Raw genomic sequence first — 25,363 nt, 5'->3', positions numbered from 1 at the left:
TATGCCGGCGTTTTCGTTACCACACCCTCTTTAGGACCCAAGTACACAGACTGAACCGGCACCACGCCTTGTGTACGTAGCCCCGTCAAAGCGTCAACTGGCACACTGCGAATCATTGCTCAGAGGCCCTTGCCATGAATCGCTCTCTCGCCGACTTTTGCCACGGTCGGGACAATAATTTCAACCTCATCCGATTGATCGCGGCATTTTTAGTGCTGTTGACTCATAGTTTTGCACTGGTCGCCGGAACCGGCGACGCCGAACCGCTCAAATCTACCTTGGGCCTGACGTTAGGGACGATGGCGGTCGATATATTTTTCGTAACCAGCGGCTTTTTAATCACCGCAAGCTTTATGGCGCGCAAAAATACCTGGCTGTTTTTTTGGGCACGCATTCTACGTATCTATCCCGCCTTACTCATCGCCCTGAGCCTTACCGTGTTCGGGCTGGGCCTGGCCGTCACTGACCTCTCCGCGGCCGCCTACCTCACCGAACCGGCGACCTACCAGTACCTGGCCCGCAACGCGGTATTATTTTTTGGCATCGAACACCAGTTGCCGGGGGTGTTCACGACCACGCCCTATGCGAATGCGGTCAACGGATCGCTCTGGACACTGCCATACGAAGTTCGAATGTACGTGGTAATCGTGGCGATATTGACGGTCAGTCAAAACATTCAACAGCGAGTTCCGACGCTCGGGTCGCGCTTTTGGGTGACACTCGCCGCACTGGGATCATGGGGGCTTATTTGGGGGATGCTTTACCTGGGCCACGAACCCGGAAAGGGCCTTCGCCTGTTTTGTTGGTTCGTAGTGGGCGCTGCTTTTTACCTATGGCGGTCAAACATCCGCCTGAATCACACACTGGCGCTCGGCGCCGCAGCCGCCCTGATAATCGCCGCACTCCTTGGCCGATTCGAGCTGGGATACTTTATCACCCTGCCGTACCTGGTCTTTAGCCTGGCGTATTTACCACGTGGTCCGTGGCTTAACTTCAATCGCCTGGGCGACTATTCCTATGGCCTTTACATTTATGCGTTCCCGGTCCAACAAACACTGATGGTATTGAACCCGGACACCACGGTGACTCAGTCCATTGCCCTAGCCACGCTGATTTCACTCAGCCTCGCGATCCTGTCGTGGCGGTGGGTAGAGCAACCCGCCCTTCGGCTAAAGTCCCACCCTTGGGCAATCGCAGCGTTTGAAACCACTAGTCCATCACGTATCTGAACCCATCAATATCTTTGTCCAGCGCGTCCATATCGATGCCATTTTTTGGTGGCACGATAAACAGGCACTGTCGACCACACACCAGGGACCGCTTGGCGTAGTTTTCGACGAAGTGGTAGTGCGGGCGGTTAATGTAGTCATCGAAAATAATTTTAGTGCCCGCTGGGGCGAACTTGAGGCTGGTCAAAAAGCAGCAAACCCGGAATCTGCCATCCACCAGCACCAGATCCGGCGTTAGGGCCTGGCGCCACAGGTAATCGGTGTAGTGGGAAAATGAGTCTTTGCGCTCGTAGGTCAAAGGTCGGCCCCACATACCCACATCACCGACATCCGCGTGACCAATGGTGAGTCGATCACGGTGGCTCGCATTGCTGTTTTTGACCACTTCCACCCACTCTTTGGAGGTATCTACTGCAATGATCTGAGCCGAGGTGTTGGCTAACACCCAGGTCGTTGACTTGCCGCAGCCGTATTCCCCGTAGACGTTCGAATCTGCGACGGCATCCTTGAAGACCCGGTCGTCGCTGTCGAACAAAACGTTCGGGGCATCGTACCCGCGCAGCTTTCTAGCGATATCGAACGCAACGGGCGGTAAGTAATGGTGCGCATTTTTCGTAAACATGGTCGGCCTCTGTGTTAATCGCGTTATCGGTCCGTACGCCGTGGCCGGATCCACGCGCTCGGCTAGGTTTGGTCAACGAAGTTGCGCAGCCTATTCAACAGCGCCGCATCAACCTCGATAGTTTCTTTCATGCACGCCGACGGCGCGCTCAACAAACGATCGATCGTGTTACCAAGGTCGTCCGCATCCCACACCACGTTCATCAGCGCAAAGCGATTAAGCTTTTCGGCGGTATGGACTTGATGCTCATTTCGCGTTTCCGCCAAAGCGGACGACCTCGGCAGTAACACCATGGGTGTGGACTCGTTCAAGCAGTTGATGATGGTGCCCATGCCGACGTGACTCAAGACCAATGATGACTCACGCACGGTGGCGAGGTAGTCACTCGGACTCAGTGTGTCGATCACGTTTAAGGCACGGGGTTGGTAATCCGTTTGGCCAACCTGGGCGATCACCGGCGTGTCGGGGTGTTGGGCGGCCCACTGATCCGCGGCGATGACCAAACGATCGAATGGCAACTGCGAGCCTACGGTTAAAAAAATCACAGCAGCGCCCCGTGAAAGCTTGGCCCATTGCTTTCGACCAGCTCCGGCCACTGGGTCAAGTACAGATCGGCATAGGGCTGCGCCTTGCGGCCGCTCATCGAGATTTCGCTGCAGTTGGCGATGCTGTCCAACCACACCGTGCGTTTGCGCAGTGCCTTGGCGAACACCAGACAGAAAAAACCTGCCGAGGCACCCGTTGTGACCACAACATCCGGACGGGTACGAAGGATCAACCAGGCACAGGCCAGCGCTTGAACGGCTAGACGAAACTTGCTCCAGCGTGACGCATCGGGCAGGTAATAAAAGGCGGCGTCTGGATTGTCAGCTGCATAGGCACGTTCAGTCGACGCGAACAGCACCTGATGGCCAGCAAAGGCTTGGCGTGTCCGCATCAGCTCGACCCAATGACCGCCCGACGACGACACCAACAGTACGCGCACTACCCGCTGACCCGGCTTGAATGGTCACGTTCCCATGTAAGCGCGTGTCCGCGGCCGCGCTGGCGGTTGACCCGGTATTTAACCCATAGCGTCACCGACACAAAGCACGCCGCTGCCAGTAGCTCAGAGGGATGCCGCGCCACCCGTGCAATAACATCGCCCAAGCCGTTGGTGGGGACCTCAGGGGACGCGCCGTATTGCGCTTCAAGCTGGTTGCCACCGCGGACGATTCGAGTTCTGACCTGAAGCAAGTCGCGAAGGTTCGTTGGCGGCTCGCACAGGAACTCGATGTCCGCCGGAATATCCACCTGATCCGCTGAAAATAGCGATCGCACATAGGCGTCATCCCCGGTGACCTCTGGAAACTGATCAAAGTATCCGCGCCCCTGCTCGGTCAGCCCATAGACCCCGCCCATTCGCTTGGCGTACGCCGGCAAGGCCGACCAAAACTGATGGTACTGACGGGACACCCACGAGCAACGCGACAAATCCATGGTCATTTTTGGCGCCACCAACAGCGCCGAAGTACAGCTCATGCGCTCGACCAGCGCCACGATTGCGTCGGTGGTCATTTGCAAATCGGCATCGAAATACAACCGCGGAAAGCTCGAGACCTCGGACTCGCCAAGGTTGAGTGCCTGTACTTTTGATGGAATATCGGTGACCAGGACTCGCACCCGGGGGTAGTGCGACGCGACCGACGCGGTGTCGTCGCTGCAACCGTTGCACACCACCACAATGTCGCCACCGAGCTTTACCGCCGCTGCGGACAGCGTCTCTAGGCAGCGGCCGATGACTCGGGCTTCGTTATACGCGGGTACAATGGCACTGAACATGTCGTCGTTTTCCTTCCGAAGTTACGGGGTAAAGCCTAGTCGAATGCACCACCGGGCCGCCGTTGTACCCAGCCCCATGGTGCTAATCAGGTGCGAGTTATGAACGGGCCCGAATCAAACCCGATAGATCCGGCTCTCGATAGGGTTGCCAGCGTTCAAGCGGATCTTCGAACCACTGCGTGCATATCCGGTCGTACAGACCGCGATAATCCAATGTGTGCTGCATATCCGAATTGACCAATTCGGTCAGCGACGGGTGGCGGCCATACACCCCGGGGTTGACGCGCCCCCCCATAACAAAATGCGTGTTCGCCGTGCCGTGGTCGGTGCCGCCGTTTGCGTTCTCGAGTGCGCGGCGCCCAAATTCGCAATAAGTCACGACCAACACGTCATCCCACCGCCCCATCTGCTTTAAGCCTCGACTGAACAACGACAGGTTCTCCCCAAGGTCTCGCAATAGGCTCCGATGACGGTATTTCTGCGACTTATGGGTGTCGTACGACCCATGCTGAAGGTGCAGTACCGGAATCGGCAACTCTGCGCCGATGATTCTCATTACGTCGCGTAGTTGGTTGCCCAGGGGGTTATAGCGCGGTTGCAATGGCAGGCGGCTTGCGCCGTAACTTTCCAGCGTTTCACGAATCGTACGCGAGGCCAAACTCAGATCCGAGCGGCGCTGGGCCATTAGCTGAAGCAACGGGTTACTGGTCGCCTCCATCGAGGCCGGTTGGTAGCCTTTGAGCTGATTCAGGTTAGCGATGCTGGTGTAAACGCCCCGCCCACTTTTAAACAAGCCCATCGATTGACTGAGCGTCACGCCATGGATGCGCTGCTGACCTGGGTACAGGCGCTCCAGCGTATCGGTCACCCAGCCTCGATTACGTACCTGCAAGCCATCACCGCCGGTTTCCCACAACGCAATCGATGAAAAGTGGGAACGATTGGGCGCCGGGTAGCCAAGCCCCATGACCACCGCGATGTCCTGGCCCCAGCCTTCGTCCACCAGTTTGGCCAGTTCAACGTTCAAGCCCAAGGGTCCGACGATCGGGCTTTCGCCGACTCGGATAATTTGGTCGGTTGCAAGTTTCAAAGTCGGCCGAAGACGGTGGTAGGCATCCGACTCAAAAGGCGCCAGCGTATTGAGGCCATCATTTGCGCCGGTCAACTCGACTAACACCAGGTACTTAAAATCCGTTCGCAGTGCAGCCTGAAGCGCCGTTGGGCTGACCAGCCCAGCCGCGATCAGTGCCTTGATTAAACCCCGACGGTCCATGTTCACTCCGCTCAGACTCGGTTATTTGATTTGGAAAGCTGGGTGTCGAATCACCATAGCCCACTGCTGGATGGCCGACGTCGAGCCGGTGCTCAACATCCAGCCGGATAGGTCGGACGCCAGGCCCAACTCACGCGCCCGTGCGCTCCATTCACCGGAGCTGGCGACGGAATCCGCCGGCTGGATCGGGCCGGCCGTCTTAATCGGCGGTTCAAGCCATAGACCCTCACCCGTTTCGCGGACCGGGATCGCCTGGTCACCAAACCGCGCCTGGACCTGCGTTAGCAACCCCTGCATGCGCAGGCTCCATTGGAGTTTTTGCTCGTCCGTTCGCATACGAGGGCTCTGGAGCACACGCGCCAGCACCGCCGGCGCGGTGTTAAGCAGGGCCTTGACTAGCGCTGAATCGTCGGCCGGCAACGCCTCCATCATGCCCGAGCCACGGCCACTCAAATAGAAGCGGGTAAAGTTCTTCAGTCCTCGATCCCGAGCATCGATCGGCCAAACCGACAAACACGCCGGCCGGCAGCGATCGCGGGTGATCGTCATTAGGTACTCACCGTTTTTATCCTGCCCAAATGACACACCAAAAAAATCCCACCGTCGGCCCTGGAATACCAGCCCATCAAAAATTGCGTCGACGACTAAGCGCTGGCCATCGCGCGCTGGGGTGAAGTAACTCAAGACCAATTCCCGAGTCAGCAGTTCCGGGGTTGTCCCGGCCTGAAGCGGCCGAGTCGCGATCGTGGCTGGCGCTTGCATGGCCATACGGCCGGACATGCTCATTGTGCCCTCGGCGATACCATCAAGCGCCCTGTCGCGCTCGACCAGCAACGAGGGTTCCAGCCAATACTCCCCGTAGCCCCAGCCGCTCACATTGGGCGGATCAAACAGCACCTGGCCCATCTTGGCTGACAACTGTGTGGCCTGCTGTGTGGTCATGAGCGGGCGCTGAGACGACCGCAGCGCCCCCACAATCAGTTCCACAGGCGGCTTTACACTGGTGCCCACCCAACGCGGATCCCAAAAGGACTCCGACGACAGCAGCGCCTTTAGCACCGGCCGGATCGCGTAGTCGCTAGATACCAAGACACCGGATAGGTGGGCTACAAAATCGGGGTCTGGCGTCTCGTTCGAGACGAACTCATTCCAAAGTTGTTTAACCAGATGCTCAGCACTGGCCGGTTGACTCAATATCAGCTCGACTAGATCGTCACCGTCGAAACGGCCCTTCCGGTTGAAAATTGTCTTGCCGTAGTGGTCCGTGGCCCTGGGGTTGACCTCAAAACGCAGCGGGCCGAATCGGGAGACGTGCCAACCGGACAGCGCCCGGGCAGCCTCACGAATGTCGTGTTCGGTGTAGTGCCCGTCCCCTAGGGTGAATATTTCAAATAGCTCGCGGGCGAAATTCTCGTTGGGCTTTTTCGCCGTGTTGGCGGTGTTGTCGAGGTAGATCAGCAGCGCCGGGTCTCGAATCATCGCCCCGAGCAGCTCCCGGTAGTTCCCGACCGCGTGCTGCCGCAGGGTTTGATGATGCTGCCACAGCGCATCTGAACGATTTCGCATGCCCGAAAAAGCCACGACAAAGGCGTTGTGCCATAACAACACCATCCGCTCCGCAAGCGGCGAGCGGGTCGATGACATTTGTTGAAACCACCATCCACGAAGGGCTTGCACCTCAGCTTGGCGCGCTTTTCCAAAGCTCGATCGGTCGCTAGAGGTCAGGTCGCCATGCCCCCAGTGTCTGACGGCCAGTCCCGTCCAGGTCGGCGCTTGGATGGTCGCCGCGGGATTGAGGTTGGCCATGACATGGTCAACCCATGCTTGCCTCGATTGACCGGTCCACTCGCGGACTTCGCGCGGCGAGGGGTCGAAACCGGACTTGCGCTGGGCATACGCCGACTCCCAGGCCGTCATTTCGACCGCAAGCAATGCCGACGGCGCGGCGCCGGCAATACCCGGCCGGGCCACCCATGCAAGGATCAGCAATAGAGAGAGCAAATATCGAACAGCAGTCATCCACGAATCATGACGCCAATGGCTACCCACCACCTTGTACCGCTGTTCAGATCACCATTACCGACCAAGCGACGTACCGAGACGGCCTGCGCTCGACTAGGATGACGACTCAAGATCACGCAGTACCCGACGCCACAAGGAACCCCTACGCATGGCATCGCAACCGCAAACCCTAGCCTCATTGCAATACTTGCGCGCCATCGCCGCAATGATGGTCGTGTACCACCATGCCATCGGCCAAATCGATGCCTACGGCGCCCAGCTTTCGGACTACCGAATTGGGCCCAGCGGTGTCGATCTGTTCTTCGTGCTTAGCGGTTTCATCATGTACTACATCACTGATTTGCGACCGCAGCCAGCGCTTCAGTTCTTAAAAAACCGCTTAATTCGAGTTGCGCCGATTTACTGGCTGGTCACCCTGGTCGTGTGCGCACTGGTGTGGCTGGTGCCTACCTTGTTCAAGACCACCCAGATCGATGCCACCACCATCGCAATGTCCCTACTGTTCATTCCCCACTACAGCCTCGCCTTTCCCGGTCAAATCTCACCGATCCTGGTTCCGGGCTGGACGCTCAACTATGAAATGTTCTTTTACGCACTATTCGCGCTGGCGCTGCTGACGCGATCAAGGGCGTTCATCATCGCCGGCATTATTATCTCCCTGGTATTACTCGGACGTGTTAGCCACTCAACGCACGCGGTCGTCGTGACCTTTACCCACAATGTGATGCTCGAATTCTTGTTCGGCGTGCTCATCGGAAAATGGTTTCTGCGCAAGGACTCGATGATCGGCACGCCTACTGTGGCGTGGGCCATGATCGGCGCCGGCGCCCTCGGCATGGCACTGCTGCCCCAACTCGACGGGATTAATGATCTGCGCTTCGTGGCACGCGGGATCCCGGCTGCGCTGATCGTGCTCGGCGTGTTAGCACTAGAACGCACTCGACCCGTTCGCTTTATGCGCCTGCCACTGTTGCTGGGTAACGCGTCGTACTCGCTTTACTTGACCCATATTCTGGCGCTTGGGCTGTACCGGGAGCTTTGGAGATTGATTGTTACCCCGACTGACTCAACCGTTCAAGCGCTACTTTTTATACTGACGGCCAGCGTTTTTTGCACCGCGGTGGGCATCGCCAGTTACCGGATGCTGGAACGCCCGATGGACCGATGGCTTCGGGGCCGTCCTAGTTAGCCCAGCGACCTCGGTGACACCGCGGGGCGCTGGAACTTAGGCGACGATCCGACCACCGCCGGCCGCGACTGTTGCTGGGGTTGCGCGGTTCGCTGACGAGGCAGCGACGAATACAGGGCGACCCAAAAGCCAAACAACACCAGTGTTTGGCCCCAATACGCCACACTCATGAACGACGCCAGTTGCGTCAGAAACGAACAGAACAGCCCCCACTGCAGCACCGGCGGCAACGCGATTGGATCAACGGACTCGGTGTTTTCTAACCGCACAAAGAGTTTCCAGCACATCCAAAAGAACGCGACCAAAACGACCAACCCACCGGTGATGGCCTGTAGCACGTACATAGAGGTGACGTCGTTAGCCCACACATTCCAATGCGAGATGTCGCGTGTTCCAACCAAAAACCACTCATTAAAGTGATTGACGGTCTGCTCGATCAACCAGTAGCGGTGATAGCCGGTCGAGGAGCCGGTTAGGTCCAGCCGACCCAGCAGCAGCCACACTGACTGCTCCATCACCAAAAAATGCAATACGCCCGCAATTAGCACCAGCGCGATCAGGCCGGGGTACACCCAGGACTTTAACTTGAAGCCGGCAAACGCCAGTACGCCCACCGCCATCGCTGCAATCGGACCGGATGAGCTCGTGGACAGCACTATCATCACGGTCAACGCGCCGGCGACCAGAGCGCTGATCTTGGATATTTTTTGCGTCACCCACAGCCCGAGCACCAAGGGCAGCACCGCGGCAAAAAATGACCCCATCAAAATCGGGTGATCAAACGCCGCGTACAAGCGCGCCTTGCCGTCACGCCACAGGGCGTCCGGCTGGCCGATAGCGCCGAGTACGTTCGACCCGGAATACAATTCCGCCGCAACGCTGATCGAGACCAACACTAAGGCGACCGTAAACGCGCGTACTGCGACTCCGTACCAATCGGCATTGAGAGCCCAGCGTGCCAAGGCCCACAAGACCAAGCCATCAAACGCCATCCCCGCCCGGTATACGAACGAGCTTCCATTTAAATTCGCGAGCATAAAAACGGCGAATCCTGACAACACCCAAAACAGGTAAACACGGTCTACCTGGTTGAGTTCCAGGCTAAAGCGACCCATCGCGATCAGCCGCACTAAACCGGCCAGCGACAACAGGCGGATGTATTTTAGATCGATGCCTGCGACCACCAGCCCCTCGGTGAACGGCACCAATACCGCGAAGGCGACCAGCGTCGGTACCAGCCAGCGCAGTGAACCAAACAAAACCAATAGCAAAAAGACACCAAAGACCGCAAAGCTCATGCGTACCTCATCAAACCGATGAAAGAAGGACCCATTAACAGGATCAGGACGCGGCACCCCGGTTTGCATTGGCGCGACCGTGCCACCAGCCAGCGGTCACCAAACCAATCAAAAATCCAGCCGATGCCTTGTACGTGGAACGACGACGGCACGGCATCAGCTGCAACGACTGCACCACGGTGCGCCAGGCCCCTGCGACCTGCCCCGTTGCCATTTGATAGCGCACACTTTCGAGGAAGTGACCGGCCAGGTTGTTGTCGTCGTTCAACCAGCGGCGATTGTCATTTTCGAACTGTTCACGCGTAGGAATCGGGTGTCCGCGACGCTCGGCCGCCTTTGCAACCACCCGATAAACGAACTCGGTTTTCGCGCTCGATTGACGATGCGTAATCGATCCAGGATTAATTCGGTAGTGATACAAGACGTCCGGCAGCACGTGAACCGCGCCGCGCTCGGATAATCGTTGACAGAAATCCACGCCTTGCCCCAACCGTTGTTCCTCATCAAACCCCAGCTCCCGCCCGATGTCCGCCCTGAAAAACATGGTCGGATCATGCGCCGGCATGCGGCAGTTTTTAAATATCTGTTTAACCTCGGACGCCGCATAAAAGTGCCCGTTTGGGGCCATTCGCTGCGCCCCCACGATCAGTTCGTGACCGGACATCACCAGCACCCGTTCGGGGTCGGCTTGTGCGGCCTGGATATTCAGTTCAATCCGGCGCGGATGCGCCGTGTCGTCCGCGTCCATCATCATATAATAGTCGCATTGTGTGTGTTCCATGAGGTAGTTCAGGCAGCTCGCCTTGCCTTTATTGGCATGCCCGGGCCAATGATGAATCTGGACACGAGGGTCGGTATAGGCCGCCGCTAAGCTCAAGGTGTCATCGCGGCTGCCATCGTCGAATATGTGCAGCTCAAAGTGACCATATGACTGCCTCAGCACCGATTCGATGGCCTCGTTGATAAACTCAGCAACGTTGTAGGCGGCCATCAAGACCACGACCTTGCCATCACTCATAGCCGTGACCTCGGCGCAGCAACGCGCTCGCCACACTGACGATGTAGCGACTAATAGCGGCCTTGGGTAATGCCCGGCAAAACCAGTAGGCCTGGATCGCATAGACCAGGGTTGCTGCGAGCATGAATGCGACACTGAACGCGGACAACGAAATGTCCATGTGCCACAACACCACACCACACAGCCCCAAGCTGAGCGTGGTCACAAAGGGCCGGGCTAGTGGCGCCATAAACCGAACCGGCGATAGGTTCAACGTACGCGATGCCACCACAGCGAGGTACGCACACTGGCCTAGACGCGAGAGCACAAGCGCGTAGGCGACTGCAGTCAATCCAAATTGCGGTGCCAGCGCCTGTGCCAGCATAAAAAACACCACAATTTGAAAGGCGATAGCCGCATTCAGTTGGTTTAGCAGCCCCCGGGCCTGCAACAGCTGCGGCTGGCCAAAAAACGCCATCTCAATCGCGAACCCGACACACATAATCGATATCAATTCGCCGACGCCCTGCCATTGCCCGTGAAAGTAGAGTGTTTCAATGTGGGCCGAAAAAACAGCAATTGCCACGAACAAGGGGCTGACCCAACACAACGAGTTGAGCCGCACTTCCACGCTCTGATTCATCAGTGCCGCGTTGGAATCCCGGACACTGACAAAGGCCGGAAACAAGATCATTCCAATGATGTGCTTAATTTTGTTGAGCGGGTAACTGGCCAAGCGCAAGGCAATGGCATAGATCCCCAAACCGTCGGCGCCAAACAAACGGGATACGATCAGGGTGTCGACCGACTCGCTGAGCTGTGTTTGGGCGTTGCTGACCGTGGTTTTAGCCGAATAGCGCAAGGTCGAGAACATTGCCCCTAGGCCCCCGAATTTCGGCACCCAAGGCGCCTGGGCAAACAGCAAACAACTGCGTGTTAGGTTGTGAACGACAAACTGAGCGACCAGCGCCCAGGTCGTATAACCCGAGTAAACGCAGCCGATGGCGACCATGCCGGACAACAATACGGATGAAATATTGGCGATCGCCAGCTGCCGGTACTGGTTGTTCTTGCGTATCTGCGCATCGGCTCCAATTGACAGCGGCACCAGTGCAAACCCGAGTAAAGTCAGCTGCGCTAATTGCCCGGCACCCTCGACTTTCATCCACGCCGACAGAACGTCAGCCCCCAAACCGATGCCACACCAAACCACCAGCAGCAGCGCAGACGACAGCAAAGCGGCACCGGTTTTTTGTAGCCGGGAAATGCTGTCCTGGTAAATAAGCCCCGACAGCAAACCAAATTCAATCAAGGTGCCGGACAGCGCCACAATGAATAAGGTTGCCGCAAAGGTGCCAAAGACGCCGGGGCTTAGCTCCGTGGTCAGAACCAGCAAAACGCCCAGGTTAATTGCCTGTCCACCGAATTGGGCCAGCGAGTTCCAGCCAACGCTTTTGTAATACCCAGTAATCACCTCAGCGTCCCGCCGTCGCCGTAGCGCCGATTCCAAGGGCCACCATGCCCGAGCGACTGCGATCCTTCATGACCTCGATCGCATAGTCCTGGTCAACAATTCGCACTTCGTCCAAGTAGCCATACGACAGCAGTGTGTCGCACAAAATATTGATCTTTCGCGGCGTTCCGCCGGTCATCGAATGAATAAAGTCCACCGCCCCATGACCGAATATCGCATAGTCGCAGCCAGCCCCGGTAAGCCGATGCCCGATGTACTCATCGGTTTCACGCACCGACAACGGCAAAATGCTGTAATCGACGGCGATACGCTGTCGTAGCTGCTCCAGCGCCGGTGCCGCGAGTGTGTCGCGGAACTCGGGTTGACCAATAAACAGAATTTGCAGCGCTTGGGTCGAGCCAAAGTTCAAGTTGGCAATGGTGCGAATCTCTTCAAGCTGAGGCCCGGTCAAATTCTGCGCCTCGTCGATCAGCACCACGTTACGCCGGCTCAACTTGACCTGCTCCTGACAAAACGTCTTGAGCCGGTCGTACAGCGTTATTCGGTTGGATGACTCATAGTCCTGCCCAAAACCATAAAGTATCCAGGCCAACATCGACCCCATGTCCGAATGCACAAAGTTTAGATGGGCGACATTCATGCTCTCGTCGATCTGTTCTAGAATTTTCGCCGCCAGCGTGCTTTTGCCACTCCCAATCGGACCCGTAATGACCGAAAACGCGGAGTGCTGCAGAATTGCGTACTCCAGCATCCCGAGTGCACCGCGGTGTGTTTCGCTCAGGAAGAGCCACTTTGGATCGGTCTCCAAAGTAAAAGGGTTCGCGTTTAGGCCATAGAACTGCTCGTACATGATTAATCCTGCAACGATTCCAACGTGGTCTTGATGGTTCCAAACCAGGGCCGATCCGCGTAGCGCGTGTCGTCCTGTGCTCGGGCCAGTTCTGCGCGTGCGGCCGCGTTTCGATTAGCGGCGATGTAAGCATGCGACAGGTGATACCGGATCGCGCCGTCATTTGGGTCGCCTTTCGCCGCCGATTCTAAAAAGTAGATCGCATTGTTGACGTCGCCGGCCTGAAGGTTGACCCAACCCAAGGTGTCCAAAAACGCGGGAACCTGGGTGCGTTTGAATCGTTCGGCAAGCGCGAGCGCGCGCTGGGTGTCGCGCCACGGCGTTTGTTCGACCAACAGCACCGCCAAGTTGTTGGCCGCCGCATCGAAGTCAGGCGATGACTCCAACAGCGCGGCCAATACCTCCACAGCCTCAGCCTTTCGATCAAGCTGGGTCAACACGGCTGATCGGCGGAACAACAATGACTGATCGTCATCGAACCGGCTCAGCCCTTGATCAAGCACGGCCAGCCCTGCGGCGAGCCGGTCGGTTTGAACCAACAGACTCGACAGTTCAGCGTACGCCGTTGGGTTTTCTGGGTGATTGGAAATGTACTCCCGGTAGCTCGACTCGGCCTGCTGCGTGAGCCCCAGTGTGCGCTGGCTGCGCGCCTTTACGATCATGGCTAAGGCATTGGTTGGATCCTTGAGCAAAACCGAGTCTAAGAAATCCAGTGCCTGCTGGCCTCGACCACTTCGCACGTATGAGTTGACCAGGGCCACCATGGGACGGGCCTTCGCATCGGACTGTTCAAATATTTGTTGGAGCGACGCAATACCCTCATCAAACCGATTTTGGCCCACTAACGCCAAGGCCACGACTTGCTGGCCGGCCTCTTCAGTCCCCTCGACCTGCTGCAGTTGTTGCCCGGCTTGCCCGGCACCAATCCAATCCTGGCGTGCCAAACGAATGTCCGCGAGCAACGACCACTGTCGCACGTTATCAGCGATCGACGCCGACAGGCTGTCAACCAATACCTGATCCGCCTCCGCCAGTTGGTTCCGGTCTTTCAAAAGCCGCGCATATTCGACCGCCATGTCCGGGTCACGAGGGTTGATTTCGGCGGCACGTCGATACTGGTCAACGGCAAGGTCAAAGCGATCCGCCATTCGATGGGCGCGCGCAATGGCCAACGCGACCCGGGCGTCACGGGGGTTATCGGCCTGCAGCGCACGCAACACCGTTAAGCCTGCATCGGCGTCACCCTCTTCAATCATGCGCGATGCTTTAATTCGCAGCGCTGCCTGATGTTCTGGATCCGCCGCCAGTACTTCGGCGATCAGGCCGTCACCGCGGTCATCATCCGCCACCGAGAACGCGCTCGACGCCAGCGCAATTTTAGCGTCGTGAGCGTCAACCGAATCCCCCCCCTGCTGCGCCACCGACAACAACAGGGATTCGATTTGCGAGTTCAGATCGCCGGCCGGGTTCATACGATTCAACACAATCGCTTTTTTATTCAGTAAATCGAGTCGATCGGGAGTGGTTGCGATCAGTTGATTGACTTCGTCAAGCATCGCCTGGTTGCCGGACATGTGTTGAATGTACGCGAGAAACTGATTTTCCAGCTCGCGATTATCAGGGGATTGGGCCAGTGCCTGCAGCATGACCGCACGCCCGTCGTCGATACGACCTGCGTCCGCATAAAAGCCGGCCAGGCGCAGCGATAACAAGCTCTCGTCCGGGTGCTTGGCAATCACATCCCGATACACGGCTGCGATTCGCTCGATGTCGTCGGTCTTTTCCACCGCAGTGACTCGGAACATATCGATGGCACTGGAGTCATGGGACTGCAAACGTTCCGCGATCGACAGTGCTTCGTCGACCTTGCCGGCTTGCAACGTCAAGGTCGCAATCACCAACACTGCGTCTTCATTGGTGGGGTCGATGGCAATGGCACGGCGCGCCGCTGCGTCAGCCAGCACGGGGCGTTGCTCGCGCAGTTCAATTAAGGCGTCTAATGCATGCAATTCCGCCGAATTCGGATCGAGGCGTTTTAGACGCTGGCTGCGTGCAAGCGCTGTGTCCAGTTGGTTCCCTGCCACTTCAAGGCGCGCAACTTTATGCAGCGCGGGAACATGGTCGGGGTCAAGTTCCAAGACACGTTTGAGGTACTGGTGAACCTGCTTCCACTTCTGCTCATGCTCGAAGACTTCGGTGACACCGAACAATCCGCCGATGTGGTTGGGATTGATTTGAAGCGCGTTCGAAAACTCAATATGGGCCGCCGCGTAATCACCGGCAGCGGCCTGTGCAACCGCCTTATCGACGAAGGCTTGAACCTTTTCCTCCGGACTTTGACAACCTGAAAGCACGGCAAGGCTAGACACAAGCACCAGAGCACGCAGCGTAAAACGACAGTTTTTCATGGGTATTGATCCTTTTGTTTAGCTGGGCAAGTAATCGCGCAAGAACACATACATTTTTCGGACAAAGTGATCGAGCTCGGCGTCCGTCGAGTCAAAGTCACCGTCATGAACCACGGAGTTGACGCGCACTAAGGCGCCGTCGGAGCGGCCTTTGAGCGTCGCACTTTTGAGCAGCGACGCCCGTGCCAGATATTCGTTGGTGTACGTCACGCCCATCTGATCGATCCAGTAATAGACCACTTGGGTGATTTCACCGCGCTGAATGACGGCACGGTTGACGGCTACCTCGACGTCGACGCCAAGCGAGATCACTCGTATGTTTTCGTCAACAATCTCCCACCCGCCGCCGGGGATGCAGACCTTTGGGGAGTGCAAGGCGCTGCCTTCCTTTTGCTCTTCGTAATAGATCATGTAGAGACCGACCAGGTCACCCGAGTCACTGACATAGTCACCGAGGAAATAATCATCGGGGCGCAGTATTTCGATCTCGCCAAGCCCCAGGCCTTTGGCATACAGCTGTTTGTCACCCAGTCGCGTCGGAAAGTCATAAAACGACAAGCGATCCGGCACGAACGCCGTTGAATTGAACGTCACCGCCGCCACCGACGCCGCAACCAGTGCAGCCAGCCCAAGGACTACTGCGGGCCGCTTAGTGACCTGAACTGACGCGCCGTCCACAGCTTCGCCAGCGTCCCCACGGGGCTCGAAATCAAACAGTGAATCAATGCCCGCGCCGCGTCGGGTGAGCGCCCCATACGCCAACACCATGAGCACCATCACGGCGAGCGCTGCCACAAAAACAACCCACCCCTCAAAGTCATGCAGAAAACCCTGAGCCGCCTCGATCCCAAAGGTATTGACGATCACTCCGGTGCCAGCAATCCGCAGACTGTTCATCAATATCGTGACCGGCACAGTGGCCAGCACTAACAGTGTTTTAAACAGCCAGCCGGACCGCACAAAGTACGCCACCAGCACGGCAAAACTTGAGAGCGGAAACAGATACCGCAGCCCGCTGCAGGCCTCGACCACCGCCAGCTTAAAACTGCCCATATCGATCAGGTTGCCTTCCAAAAACACGGAGTAACCAAATAACCGAATAAACCAGGTGCCCAGCTCAGACGAGATCAGCTGTAAGCCCGCCGTGAGTTGTGAAATGAGTAGGTAGGGCAGCGGGATCACCAAAAACATCAGCAAAGCTGGCACCGCTATAATGCGCAGCCCAATCCAACCGTACGCCAGTGTAAAATAACTGATCACGGCCGCTAACAATGAGTACAGCTTGACGGATTCCAAATTTGACAGCGACGCCCCCAGCATCAAAAACAGGCTGAGCGCCAAACCGAGGTACCCGATGGTGATCATGTTGCGCGGCGCGGATGACAATGCGGCGCGGTTAAGCCAAACGATATAGCCCGCGACAAAGGGCATAAACAGGCCATGCCCATATTCGGCGCTGTTCCACCAGACACCGATAATTCGAGCCATCGGCTCGGCGTAAATAGCCAGTTGAAACACGCCAATCGCGATCAGCATCCACTGCTCTGAACTGGGACGTTGCCATGGCAACGTCAGATTATGCGTGCTCAATCGGCACCTCCGTTATTGCAGTTTCCGCCAGCGTCGGTTGAGTCGTCAGCGCCCTCATCGCAGCGACCAAACACTGCGGTCGCAGGCCACCGCCAACCAGGTTTTGAAACGAATTTTTGCGTCAGGATCGATTAACGACTTGGCACCAAATGCGGCTAAGCGGATGCCGACGCCAAGTCCAGTCAGTGCGCGTGCCGTATGTCCGCCCAGTGCACCTGAGTGTTTTGTAAAGTACTTGAGACGGGCGCCATGCATGAACTTAAGCCGGTTGACTGACGTGACCGTGGCACTGCCCTCATGAATAATCTGAGCGGATGGGCACACCGTCGGTTGCGCACCGAGCGCACGCGCACGACGACACAGGTCAATTTCTTCGCTGTACATAAAGAACCGATCGTCGAAGCCGCCGAGGGTCGTCAACATGGGTTGATCAATCAGCAGGAAGCACCCGGACACTGCATCGACGGGATAAGGGGAATCACCTACCGCGAGGCTTTTGGGGTATGCCGCCACGCTGGTCCCGGTCGCTTTGATGCATAACTGATCACCCCATGTCGCCCACGCCAGGCTGTGCCACAAACGTGGCTCGCGCCACGCATTGGCACCGTCAGGCAAGCGATCTTGGCCCAGGGTAACGCCGCCCCAGATACCTGCCGCCGGCACGCGCTCGGCGCACGCTAACAGCTGTTCAACCGAGTCATCAAACAGCTCAATATCGGGGTTCATCAACAGCACCCGGTCGCAGTGTTGGGTATGCTCAAAGGCTAAATTGCAGCCGCGCCCAAATCCCAGATTCTGCGGCGATTCGATCAGTACGACATCCTCCGACACAATGCCCGCCAAACGTTCCACCGAGTCATCCGCCGAGGCGTTGTCGACAACGACATACGTGAACCGATAGCCGGCCACAGGCTGCGCTTTCAAACGGCCGATCAGCTCGGCGATGTCACGCCCACAGTTGTAGCTGACAAAGACAACACCAATACATTGATCAGTAGACATAGATTTTCCGGGTGTCTTTGACCCTGTTAAGCACAACGCCCAAAAAGCCATGCTCATTCAGCATCAAGTGCGCTTGCTTAAGCTCGTCTTCTTTGGTTCGACCATCCTCGGCCACCAGAATCGAGCAGTCGACATACGGCAGTGAGACCATGACATCGTCTGTAATCAGGCATGGCGGCATATCAAAAATGATTATCCGATCGTCATAGCGGGATTTCATTTCCCACAGCAACTCCCTCATTTTCGGGAGCGTCAAGGTCTCTGATGAGTGCAGAGTCCGCCCCTTGGACGGCAAAACTGACAATTTGGGGTCACCCTCCGGCGACACCAAAATCTGGTCCAGCGGTGTGCCATTTCGGACGTAGTCGACCAGACCGAATTCCGGCGTGAAGTCGAAGTACTTGTGCAAGGTCGGCCGGCGCAAGTCCAAGTCCACCAGCAATATGTTCTTGTTGCCTTCCAATAACAGGCTGTAGGCCAGGTTAACGGCGACCAACGACTTGCCCGCACCCTCATGCGGGGCCGTAATCCCCAATGAGTTCCATCCATTCACCGTCATTTGGTGCAAAACTTTGGTCCGCAACAACGCGAAGCTTTCCGCTTCGGGCTCGTTCTTATCAAATGACAAAACCCGATTTTGCTTGAGTGAATGGGTGTCCACTTTAATGGTCCGGGTCTTCCGCGCGGCCACAGGAGGCTGTGCACGATCCCGAGCACCTTCAACGATCGGTGCGGGTGCGGGTGCCACAACCGGAGCCGTCAGATTGCCTTTTGACTTTTGCACCGCATCGTAAAGTCTGCTCATTGGACGAACCCCTCGAGGTTAAATTTGTAGATAGCTTTGTAGACATAGGTATCCAGCGGCATGACCTGGGTATGAACGACCAGCGCGGCCGCCACCGCCAGCGCCATTAGCACCAACAGCATCAGCAGCGACTTTAGAAACCAGTGGCGCGATGCAACGCCTGGGTTAATCACACCCACCGACACTAACGGCAACTGACCGACGACCCGTTCGACAGCGCTGGTGCCGCGGACACTGCGGTCAAAAAAGCCAACCGCCAGCACCAAGGCCAACGGCAAACCCGCCGACGCAACCAGACCGCCGCCCAGTAGCTTTTTTCGATCCGGACTATGTGGTTGGTCCGGCACAACGGGAGCTTCCAGCAGTGAAAAGCGCTCTGCTTTGCGGCCTTGCTCAAGGCTTTCAGCCATTTGCGCTTGCATCGTGCTACCGATCAGCTGTTCGTACTGGGATTGAACGGCTTCGTAATCACGATTCAACGCGATTAACCCTTGTTCAACCTGGGGTATCCGCACGATTTGGGCTTCCAGCACTGCGATATTCTCGTTCGCTTGGATCAGCTCACTTCGCAGCAACCGCCGCTGTTTCTGGGCCGCTGAGATCTTGCTTTCAAAGACACGTCCGGCCTGACTTTGGGTCGAGGTCTTACGAATTGACTTGGCGGTATCCAATTGCGTCTGAATAGAGCGGACATCCGGGTGGCTCGGCAAATACAGCGATGTCAGGCGCGCATATTCGGCTTCCAGGCGGACCAGCTCAGGGCTTTCTGACTGTTCCTGACGACTGGCTGCGATTTCACCTTCGTATAGGGATACTTGGTTGGTCTGAACTTCGATCTGACGGCGAATGTCCGTGGCCTCACCCCGAGCCCGTTCCAACATCGAAAGGTAAAGATCCAAGTGCTCGGGCAACGCATCCGCGTTGTCGTTTTTGAACACCGCAATAGAGGTTTCAGTCTCTGCCAAGCGCTGGCGCATCTTGTCGGCTTCGCCTTGCAAAAAGCCCGTGGTTTCGGTGGCTCGTTCGGTACGCGCGCGGACGTTTTCATCCAAAAACATGGTCACCAAGTCGTTGGCAACCGCTTGCGCCATCGCCGCCTCAGGGGCGTCAAAGCTAATTTTGAACGCAATTGTCGCGGCGCTGTGGGAGCGCGAGTTAGAGCTGATCAGGTCGACGAGGACATTTTCACGGAATTTCGCCACCCGCTGAGAGACCAGCTCGCCACCCAGCCATTCATGCAAATCCGGGTACTTGTCCATCAATTCGAGCAACCGTTCACGGGTCATCACGCGCTGGCGAATGATCTGAATACGTTCCGCGGCGACCGAGGTCACCGTTGATCGCACCAACTCGTCGGGAATTTGCTGCGTCTCGACTAACACCATGCCTTCGGATCGATAGGTCGCCGGGATCAGCATGGATACCGACACGGCGATCACCGCCAGGAACAGAACGCCCACCCCGAGTGCCCACTTGAAACGTGACACCGCTGCCAAATACTTGGCCGGCACTTCAAACTTTTGCTCTTGATCGAAGTCGCTCACAAATAATCCCTAATATGCACGCTTATTGAACAGCGTTAATGCTGTTGCAATGATGATTTGAATGTCCGCCCAAACGGACCAGGTATTGATGTATTCCAAGTCGGCTGCGACTCGTTTTGCCATCAGATCAACGGTCTCGGTTTCACCCCGGAAGCCGCGTACCTGGGCCAAACCGGTAATGCCGGGTTTGATACGGTGACGCGCTAAGTAGCTGTCAATTTGCGTGCTGTATTCGCGGTCGTGTTGAATGGCATGGGGACGCGGCCCGACCAGTGACATCGACCCACCCAAGACGTTAAATATCTGAGGTAACTCGTCGATGCTGGTTCGGCGTATAAAGCGCCCCACCGCCGTCACCCGAGGGTCATTTCTGGTCGCTTGCTTGACGCAGTCGCCGACCTCGATATCCATACGCATGCTGCGAAACTTCCAGATTTCAAAGATTTGGCCGTCCCAGCCGGTGCGTTTTTGTTTGAACAAAATCGGCCCTGGCGATGACAGCTTCACAGCCACGGCAGCCACCAACATGATGGGCCACAACAGCAGCACCGCAGCACTGGCAACCAACCGATCCAACAAAGCTTTTTTGTGCGATTGCAGGCCGAGCAAGGGGGTTTCGGAAAACGAAATGACCGGATTGCCACCGACCTCTTTGATATTTGGATTAATCAAATCCAACGACGAGGTGTCAGGCACCCAGTGAACATCGATGTGCTTGTTCACCATGGTCCGATAAAACTCGACGGCAAACTCACCACGCTCGATCGGCAATACCAAGTAAACCCCACGTAACCGCTCGCCCTGGGAAGCTTGATCCACTAAGGCCATGACGTCGCTTGGGTTGATTTCGCTGTGGTCCAGCAGCACCGTGCCCACCACGCGCTCGTTCGACCAGGGGTTCGAGTTCAGCGTTTCCGCGAGGGTTTTTGTAAAGGCACCGGCGCCCACCACCACAATCGCCTTGGCGCGCTTGCCGCCAGAGTAGGCCTGCAGTTTGCGAAAGACTGAGTAGGACGCGACTTGCAGCAGAAACCCCACGCTGAAAATTTCAAACAAGGTCGTGGCATTCATTGACCCTAATAAGTTAAGTAGGTACATCAGCAGCGCCACGCCGCCAAAACTGAGGGTCCAGGCCTTGGCGATATCCGCCACTTTTTCGACGATACGGCGATTGCGGCGGTAAATACCAAACCCGTCATAAACCAACGCCATGGCCCCCAACAGCAGCACAAAAAACAACACGCAAGACATACCGACGGCGCCGGACTGTATGTCAGTCACCATGAAAAACAGGCCGCCGACCAGCGTGGCATCAACCAACGGTTGCAGCACACTGCTCAGCGACGTTCGGCGCTGCAGCAATGGGCTTTGTCGACTATCTACTCTGGTATTCATGGCTACTTTTATTGCACCGCGTCAATTCAGATGAGCCAAGCATAGGGCAAGCCATCCGAAACCACCTTCGCACCAAGGGGTGCATACGCAGGGTTTAGCTGGGGTGCCTCGAGCCTCAACACGGCGCCATGAAAACCATCTAAGCCATTGTTTTAAATGGGCTTACAAATTTTCCCGCCGGGTAAATGCAGTGATTTCACAGGGAACATCCCAACCCAGGCGTCGGGATTTCTTGCACCTAAGCACAATGCAGCGCGGACACGGCGACGGTTTTTTTTACACATGCGCCCTCACTTCGCACCACGCACTGTCTTAAGGTCCAGCCTCCAATAGCCGCCGCTGGGCATTTCACGTACTAAGTTTGTGTTGGGCGTACCACTTTTGCCCGCCACATAACGGACCGACACCCAAATGGTTGGAACTTGACGCTTTTCTTTACACCAGTGCTTTTTGTACTGCTAAGCACGCTGCTGCTGGCGGCACTGTGGCGGCTGCTCACGGACCGGCGAATTACGTTGACGCTGGTGGTCGGCCTGATTCTGAATACGGTGCTGACCGCGGCTGCCTGGTTGAGTCCAACCCTGGTAGACGCAATCGCCCAATACCGCACCTCCAGCGCGCTGGTGGGGTACCTGGCGTGGACGCTGGCGATTTTGTGGGTCGCCCTTAACACCAACCTACGATCAGTCATCTTTATCTGGAGTTTTTGGGCCGTCTGGCTGGTTGCAGGCGCCGCTATTGTCACCGAATCCGCCGGCGTCAGCTTTACTGACTGGTTCAGCGAAACGATCAGCGTGGTGTTCGCCTTCGTCACCCTGTACGCCTTTGAGCGCGTCATTGGCTCGGACAAACTGGCGCCGGACGAACGCGTGTTAGTCATCAGCATGGGTAGCCTGGTGTGCTTGGACATTTTTTACCTGTCACTCAGCATCGCCGACCTACAGGCCGCGCTGTGGATTAGCCAAACACGGCCGCTGCTGTATGTGGCCGTATGCGTCGGGCTCTGTGTGTGGGCGCTGTACCGGCTGCAACGACGCCGCCAATCCGGTCGACTGAAACTGTCCTATCAGGCCGCCCAGGGCGGCTGGTCGTTGCTGACCATGGCCCTGGTGGTCAGCGTCATGATCACCTCGAGCACACTGATTCATGCCAACAACAGCACCGCCATCAATGTGCTGCTGACGGTCGCAATCGTCGGATTATTGTTGGTCGTGTTCGTGGGTGCGGTGTCGGCTAAAGCCCGACGAAAAATGCGGGTCATGGTCAATAAACACTTTTTCAGCCACCGTGTTGACTACCGCACCGAATGGATGAAGGTCAGTGAGGCGCTTGCCAGCGGCAACGACCAGTCAAAGGCCGAGGACGTCGCGCTGTCGGTACTGGTCAATGCCACCGCCAGTCAATCCGGCGTCTTGTGGCTCAAATTTGGTCGTGAATTTCGGGTCGTGGCAGCGACCGGTGCCGCGCCCAATGGCGGCAGCGCATGGGCCGTTGACGACCAGCATCCAATGGTCCAAACCATGCTGTCACACCAGTGGATCTTTGCGGTCCGATCGCCGCTGGACAGTGCCGCCGGGCAATTCAACCATCAGTTACCGCCGTGGCTGGATCAGCTGAGCGGCGTGTGGTTGGTCTTGCCGATCAGCATTCGCGGCCAGATCATCGGTTTTGCTGGACTGGTGAGCGAACAAGCGGCCCCTGAGTTCGACTATGAATCGCTCGATATCGCGCGCCTCAGCAGCGACCAAGTCGCCGGTTACCTGCAGCTGCACCGCTACGAGCGCGAGCAAGAGGCGCAGGCCCGGTTCGCGGTTTACTCGCAAATGAGTTCGTTCTTGATGCACGACTTAAACAATGTGCTGCACCAACAAACCTTGCTGCTCAACAATGCCGCCAAACACCGAGATAACCCGGCTTTTATGGACGACGTGCTGGACACCATCGACAACTCGGTCAAGCGACTACGAACCCTAGTTGGGCGCTTGGGTAGCAGCAAGCCGGAGCACCGCCAGCCGATCAACCTGGCGCGGATTGTCGACACCGCAGTGACGCTGTACGCCAACGCCAGTGGCCCACCCACCCTCAATTTGCCAGCCCAGCTGCCGGATATCGCGTGTGACCATGACAAGCTGGCGATGGCGATTGGGCACATTGTTAAAAACGCCCAGGACGCCAGTGCGGGTGCTCCTGTCAGACTTTGTGCCGATATCCAACCCCCCTACGCACGTGTTCGAATTCAAGACTCGGGGCCGGGTATGAGCGAAGAATTTATCAACCACCAATTATTTAAACCGTTTGAATCGACCAAGCAGTCCGGCGGTCTGGGGATTGGTGTTTATCTGACCAAAACCTATATCGAACAGCTCGGCGGCATGATCCAGGTCGAAAGCCGCCCGGACCACGGCACGCTGTTTTCGCTGTTCCTCCCCATTTATACAGGAGTATCCGATGCCACATCATGACGACAGCCGAAAGCTGTTAATTATCGAGGACGACCTCGGGTTGGCGAAGCAACTGGGATGGCATTTTTTAGGGATGCAGGTATTCACCGCGGCCGCCGTCGACAGTGCACTGGCGATTGTTCGCGCCGAACAGCCGCAGGTGATTCTTCAAGACCTTGGATTGCCGCCGGATGCCCAGGGCGTGTCCGAGGGCTTTCGGTGCATCGAAGCAATTTTGGACATTCAGCCCAACAGCAAAATATTGGTCATGACCGGTAAGAGCGAAGAAGCCAACGCCCTGCGTGCGATCGGCTTGGGCGCCATCGATTTTTTCCACAAGCCGGTCGACCCCGACACCCTCGATTTGATCGTTAATCGCTGCTTTGAAACCCATCGGCTGCGCGCCATGAACTGCCGGGACCACCTGATGGTCGATGATCTGGTGGGTGAAATTCGAACCCAAAACCCAGAAATGATGCGCATCTGCCGCTCGATCAAAAAACTCGCGGGCACCGAAATCACCTGTACCTTGATGGGCGAAAGTGGCGTCGGCAAGGACATATTTGCGAACGCGATACACCGTCACAGCCCGCGCAAAGACCGACGATTTCAGGCTATCAACTGCGCCGCCATTCCGGAAAACTTGATCGAAAGCGAGCTGTTCGGCTACGAAAAAGGGGCGTTCACGGGGGCTGCCAAGCAAACCGCCGGCAAAATTGAATGCGCCGACGGTGGCACGCTGTTCTTGGACGAAATTGGCGATATGCCGCTGTTGCTACAGACCAAACTGTTGCGATTTTTGCAACAGCGCACGATTCAGCGGGTCGGCTCGACCCACGACATTGCGGTCGATGTGCGGGTCGTCTGTGCGACCAACAAACGCCTAAAGAGCATGGTCAGCGAGGGCAGTTTCCGAGAGGACCTGTACTACCGTATTTGCGAATTTGAAGTTGAGATACCGCCACTACGGGCGCGTGGTGGCGATCGACTGATCCTGGCGGACTATTTTTTAGCCCAGACGATCGACAAATATCACCTGGTCGATATGCAGGGTTTCTCGGCCGCGGCGCGCGCCGCCCTACTGACCTACGATTGGCCGGGCAACGTGCGCGAACTTGAAAGCAAGATCAAAACCGCCGCGGTCATGAGTGACAACCCGTTGATTACGCTGGATGACCTGAACTTGGAGGGAGTCGCCGGCACCGAAGCCACCGAGGTATCGGACGGCTGTGTCAACGGGTCCGTCAGCCTGCGCGAGGCACGCAAATTAGCCGAGGTATCGGCGATCACCTCGGCACTGGATAAGGCGTCGAACATAACCGAGGCTGCGAAAATACTGAAAATATCGCGGCCGACTCTGTATGACATGATGACCAAATACCAGTTGGAACAGCCCGGTTAGG

Annotated in this window: 20 protein-coding genes; 4 read left to right on the top strand and 16 right to left on the bottom strand. The window is 56.9% G+C overall.

From position 1 onward, the window contains the following. Positions 1 to 134: 134 nt before the first annotated feature. Positions 135 to 1,229 carry an acyltransferase family protein gene (locus GH975_RS05895; protein ID WP_153713634.1) on the top strand — a complete coding sequence of 365 codons (1,095 nt, stop codon included), beginning with the start codon at positions 135 to 137 and terminating at the stop codon, positions 1,227 to 1,229. Here the strand turns inward: GH975_RS05895 and GH975_RS05890 are convergent. The 6 genes from GH975_RS05890 to GH975_RS05865 all read right to left on the bottom strand — a co-directional run bounded on the left by GH975_RS05890 (position 1,210) and on the right by GH975_RS05865 (position 6,964). Next, entirely contained in the window at positions 1,210 to 1,851 is a 642-nt protein-coding gene (locus tag GH975_RS05890; RefSeq protein ID WP_211365851.1) for a hypothetical protein, read from the bottom strand. The two genes, GH975_RS05895 and GH975_RS05890, sit on opposite strands and share 20 nt — an antisense overlap. Positions 1,852 to 1,913: 62 nt before the next feature. Next, positions 1,914 to 2,396 carry a glycosyltransferase gene (locus tag GH975_RS05885; RefSeq protein ID WP_170272562.1) on the bottom strand — a complete coding sequence of 161 codons (483 nt, stop codon included), beginning with the start codon at positions 2,394 to 2,396 and terminating at the stop codon, positions 1,914 to 1,916. Then, positions 2,393 to 2,836 (bottom strand): glycosyltransferase family protein, encoded by a 444-nt coding sequence (locus GH975_RS05880; protein ID WP_153713632.1) that lies wholly within the window; start codon positions 2,834 to 2,836, stop codon positions 2,393 to 2,395. Before GH975_RS05880 ends, GH975_RS05885 begins: the two co-directional genes overlap by 4 nt. Further along, positions 2,836 to 3,672, bottom strand: a complete 837-nt coding sequence (locus tag GH975_RS05875) for a glycosyltransferase family 2 protein (protein ID WP_153713631.1) — start codon at positions 3,670 to 3,672, stop codon at positions 2,836 to 2,838. The genes GH975_RS05880 and GH975_RS05875 overlap by 1 nt, the downstream gene beginning before the upstream one ends. 97 nt (positions 3,673 to 3,769) lie before the next feature. Continuing rightward, positions 3,770 to 4,945, bottom strand: a complete 1,176-nt coding sequence (locus GH975_RS05870) for a DUF1501 domain-containing protein (protein WP_153713630.1) — start codon at positions 4,943 to 4,945, stop codon at positions 3,770 to 3,772. Positions 4,946 to 4,966: 21 nt separating this feature from the next. After that, complete coding sequence (locus GH975_RS05865; protein WP_153713629.1) at positions 4,967 to 6,964, bottom strand: DUF1800 domain-containing protein; 1,998 nt, start codon at positions 6,962 to 6,964, stop codon at positions 4,967 to 4,969. A gap of 151 nt (positions 6,965 to 7,115) precedes the next feature. On the opposite strand from GH975_RS05865, the gene GH975_RS05860 reads away from it, so the two are divergent. After that, entirely contained in the window at positions 7,116 to 8,156 is a 1,041-nt protein-coding gene (locus GH975_RS05860) for an acyltransferase family protein (RefSeq protein WP_153713628.1), read from the top strand. On the opposite strand, the gene GH975_RS05855 is transcribed toward GH975_RS05860, so the two are convergent. From GH975_RS05855 to GH975_RS05810, 10 genes are read right to left on the bottom strand one after another with little or no spacing between them, the layout of a single operon-like run. Continuing rightward, entirely contained in the window at positions 8,153 to 9,454 is a 1,302-nt protein-coding gene (locus GH975_RS05855; RefSeq protein ID WP_153713627.1) for a hypothetical protein, read from the bottom strand. The two genes, GH975_RS05860 and GH975_RS05855, sit on opposite strands and share 4 nt — an antisense overlap. Positions 9,455 to 9,497: 43 nt before the next feature. Beyond that, positions 9,498 to 10,472 carry a glycosyltransferase family 2 protein gene (locus GH975_RS05850; RefSeq protein ID WP_170272561.1) on the bottom strand — a complete coding sequence of 325 codons (975 nt, stop codon included), beginning with the start codon at positions 10,470 to 10,472 and terminating at the stop codon, positions 9,498 to 9,500. Beyond that, positions 10,465 to 11,925 (bottom strand): oligosaccharide flippase family protein, encoded by a 1,461-nt coding sequence (locus GH975_RS05845; RefSeq protein ID WP_170272560.1) that lies wholly within the window; start codon positions 11,923 to 11,925, stop codon positions 10,465 to 10,467. Before GH975_RS05845 ends, GH975_RS05850 begins: the two co-directional genes overlap by 8 nt. A 1-nt stretch (position 11,926) precedes the next feature. Continuing rightward, positions 11,927 to 12,775, bottom strand: a complete 849-nt coding sequence (locus GH975_RS05840; RefSeq protein WP_153713624.1) for an ExeA family protein — start codon at positions 12,773 to 12,775, stop codon at positions 11,927 to 11,929. A gap of 2 nt (positions 12,776 to 12,777) precedes the next feature. Then, a complete protein-coding gene (locus GH975_RS05835; RefSeq protein ID WP_153713623.1) occupies positions 12,778 to 15,183 on the bottom strand; it encodes a tetratricopeptide repeat protein in 2,406 nt (801 codons plus the stop codon). A gap of 18 nt (positions 15,184 to 15,201) precedes the next feature. Next, entirely contained in the window at positions 15,202 to 16,773 is a 1,572-nt protein-coding gene (gene xrtD, locus GH975_RS05830) for a VPLPA-CTERM-specific exosortase XrtD (RefSeq protein WP_153713622.1), read from the bottom strand. A gap of 54 nt (positions 16,774 to 16,827) precedes the next feature. After that, on the bottom strand, positions 16,828 to 17,775 hold the full coding sequence (locus tag GH975_RS05825) for a glycosyltransferase family 2 protein (protein WP_170272559.1): 948 nt from the start codon (positions 17,773 to 17,775) through the stop codon (positions 16,828 to 16,830). After that, a complete protein-coding gene (locus tag GH975_RS05820) occupies positions 17,765 to 18,580 on the bottom strand; it encodes a CpsD/CapB family tyrosine-protein kinase (RefSeq protein WP_153713620.1) in 816 nt (271 codons plus the stop codon). The genes GH975_RS05825 and GH975_RS05820 overlap by 11 nt, the downstream gene beginning before the upstream one ends. Then, positions 18,577 to 20,124 (bottom strand): GumC family protein, encoded by a 1,548-nt coding sequence (locus tag GH975_RS05815; protein WP_153713619.1) that lies wholly within the window; start codon positions 20,122 to 20,124, stop codon positions 18,577 to 18,579. The genes GH975_RS05820 and GH975_RS05815 overlap by 4 nt, the downstream gene beginning before the upstream one ends. Positions 20,125 to 20,133: 9 nt before the next feature. Then, on the bottom strand, positions 20,134 to 21,519 hold the full coding sequence (locus tag GH975_RS05810) for an undecaprenyl-phosphate glucose phosphotransferase (RefSeq protein WP_153713618.1): 1,386 nt from the start codon (positions 21,517 to 21,519) through the stop codon (positions 20,134 to 20,136). 422 nt (positions 21,520 to 21,941) lie between these two features. Between GH975_RS05810 and prsK the strand changes: the two genes are divergently transcribed. Both prsK and prsR read left to right on the top strand, forming a co-directional pair. Further along, on the top strand, positions 21,942 to 23,981 hold the full coding sequence (prsK, locus tag GH975_RS05805; protein WP_170272558.1) for an XrtA/PEP-CTERM system histidine kinase PrsK: 2,040 nt from the start codon (positions 21,942 to 21,944) through the stop codon (positions 23,979 to 23,981). Further along, a complete protein-coding gene (prsR, locus tag GH975_RS05800; RefSeq protein WP_153713616.1) occupies positions 23,968 to 25,362 on the top strand; it encodes a PEP-CTERM-box response regulator transcription factor in 1,395 nt (464 codons plus the stop codon). Before prsK ends, prsR begins: the two co-directional genes overlap by 14 nt. The last annotated feature ends 1 nt before the right edge of the window (position 25,363 follow it).

The organism is Litorivicinus lipolyticus, assembly GCF_009650135.1.
Classification (GTDB): domain Bacteria; phylum Pseudomonadota; class Gammaproteobacteria; order Pseudomonadales; family Litorivicinaceae; genus Litorivicinus; species Litorivicinus lipolyticus.
This window is presented reverse-complemented; position numbering and strand designations above follow the sequence as displayed.

Bases quoted from the DNA above. Each gene is read 5' to 3' on its own strand.
- GH975_RS05895 (WP_153713634.1), top strand. From the start codon at position 135: ATGAATCGCTCTCTCGCCGACTTTTGCCACGGTCGGGACAATAATTTC.
- GH975_RS05890 (WP_211365851.1), bottom strand. From the start codon at position 1,851: ATGTTTACGAAAAATGCGCACCATTACTTACCGCCCGTTGCGTTCGAT.
- GH975_RS05875 (WP_153713631.1), bottom strand. From the start codon at position 3,672: ATGTTCAGTGCCATTGTACCCGCGTATAACGAAGCCCGAGTCATCGGC.
- GH975_RS05870 (WP_153713630.1), bottom strand. From the start codon at position 4,945: ATGGACCGTCGGGGTTTAATCAAGGCACTGATCGCGGCTGGGCTGGTC.
- GH975_RS05865 (WP_153713629.1), bottom strand. From the start codon at position 6,964: ATGACTGCTGTTCGATATTTGCTCTCTCTATTGCTGATCCTTGCATGG.
- GH975_RS05860 (WP_153713628.1), top strand. From the start codon at position 7,116: ATGGCATCGCAACCGCAAACCCTAGCCTCATTGCAATACTTGCGCGCC.
- GH975_RS05855 (WP_153713627.1), bottom strand. From the start codon at position 9,454: ATGAGCTTTGCGGTCTTTGGTGTCTTTTTGCTATTGGTTTTGTTTGGT.
- GH975_RS05850 (WP_170272561.1), bottom strand. From the start codon at position 10,472: ATGAGTGATGGCAAGGTCGTGGTCTTGATGGCCGCCTACAACGTTGCT.
- GH975_RS05840 (WP_153713624.1), bottom strand. From the start codon at position 12,775: ATGTACGAGCAGTTCTATGGCCTAAACGCGAACCCTTTTACTTTGGAG.
- GH975_RS05835 (WP_153713623.1), bottom strand. From the start codon at position 15,183: ATGAAAAACTGTCGTTTTACGCTGCGTGCTCTGGTGCTTGTGTCTAGC.
- GH975_RS05825 (WP_170272559.1), bottom strand. From the start codon at position 17,775: ATGTCTACTGATCAATGTATTGGTGTTGTCTTTGTCAGCTACAACTGT.
- GH975_RS05820 (WP_153713620.1), bottom strand. From the start codon at position 18,580: ATGAGCAGACTTTACGATGCGGTGCAAAAGTCAAAAGGCAATCTGACG.
- GH975_RS05810 (WP_153713618.1), bottom strand. From the start codon at position 21,519: ATGAATACCAGAGTAGATAGTCGACAAAGCCCATTGCTGCAGCGCCGA.
- prsR (WP_153713616.1), top strand. From the start codon at position 23,968: ATGCCACATCATGACGACAGCCGAAAGCTGTTAATTATCGAGGACGAC.